This window comes from Cupriavidus sp. 05T313 (assembly GCF_056396665.1).
The window spans coordinates 1-867 of record NZ_JBFTLX010000547.1 but is presented as its reverse complement, the minus strand read 5'-3'; the positions used below and the strand labels follow the sequence as shown (position 1 = coordinate 867).

The window sequence follows — 867 nt, the reverse complement described above, 5'->3', positions numbered from 1 at the left end:
GTCCTGCTAGTCCGGCAGGCATCGACCGGCCGCGCGGAGTTTCCCGGCTCCCGCGGCATTGGCAGCCGCCTTGCCTTCCTTGCGTGGTGCCAATACCACGTCGCGCCGGCCTGGTCACGACACTCCTGCTCCGCCGCCCCCTGCCCCGCGGCGCGAAGACGCGCATCGCGCTCACTCCAGTTCGTCTGTCTCCGCCAGCCGCGTGGGCATGGTGTAAAGCGTCAGGCCGCTCGACAACGAACAAAGCACCCACGCGACCAGGAAGCCCACGGTGTAAACCGCCTCCCGCGACGCCTCGACCGGCTGTCCGAAGAAGCGCAGATCGCCGGGATCGACCATCGAAAACACCAGGGCGGTCGTCAGCCCGGCTACCAGGAAGCCGGGCCATAGCACCCACATCAGCCAGCGCAGTCTCATGGTCACCTCGCCTGCGCCGTGGCCGGCTCAGCCTGCCGCCCGATACCCGTCTTCTCGACCACCAACCCGTGCCGCGATACGCCATCGACAACGGGCGGGTCCGGGTGCGTCATGGCCAGCCAGATCGTGACCCCGCAGGCCACCATCGCCAGCAAGGGCCCGCTCATCAGCAGCCATGGCCAGGGTTCCTTCCACCAGGGATTGCTTTGCTGCATCATCAGGCCTCCTCTAGATTTCTCGGTTCAAAGATTGCGCGGTACGATGAAGCTGGTGCCCTGGCTGATTTCCGCACCGCCCCCACTGTCATCTCCTGTCGCAGTGACCGTCACCTGGATCTTGTGGGTGCCCTGGCCAGCGGCTTCGATCGGCACGCGCACGCGAATCGGAATCAGGCGGTTTGAGGTGGGCTCGAGATTGCCGGCAGCGTGATCGTATTCCACGGCCCACGGC

2 protein-coding genes and 1 pseudogene are annotated in these 867 nt (G+C 66.2%); all 3 read right to left on the bottom strand.

The annotated features are described in order from the left end of the window. Nucleotides 1-171: 171 nt before the first annotated feature. Nucleotides 172-417, bottom strand: coding sequence for a hypothetical protein (locus tag AC1DKD_RS41650; protein ID WP_441632179.1), 246 nt, complete (start codon nt 415-417; stop codon nt 172-174). Nucleotides 418-419: 2 nt separating this feature from the next. Further along, on the bottom strand, nt 420-635 hold the full coding sequence (locus AC1DKD_RS41645) for a FixH family protein (RefSeq protein ID WP_081862235.1): 216 nt from the start codon (nt 633-635) through the stop codon (nt 420-422). Between the two features lie 24 nt (nt 636-659). After that, a pseudogene (locus tag AC1DKD_RS41640) lies at nt 660-867 on the bottom strand (cytochrome c oxidase accessory protein CcoG); the annotation flags it as partial.

Excerpts from the sequence above, each read along its gene's own strand:
- AC1DKD_RS41650 (WP_441632179.1), bottom strand. The coding sequence starts at position 417 with ATGAGACTGCGCTGGCTGATGTGGGTGCTATGGCCCGGCTTCCTGGTA.
- AC1DKD_RS41645 (WP_081862235.1), bottom strand. The coding sequence starts at position 635 with ATGATGCAGCAAAGCAATCCCTGGTGGAAGGAACCCTGGCCATGGCTG.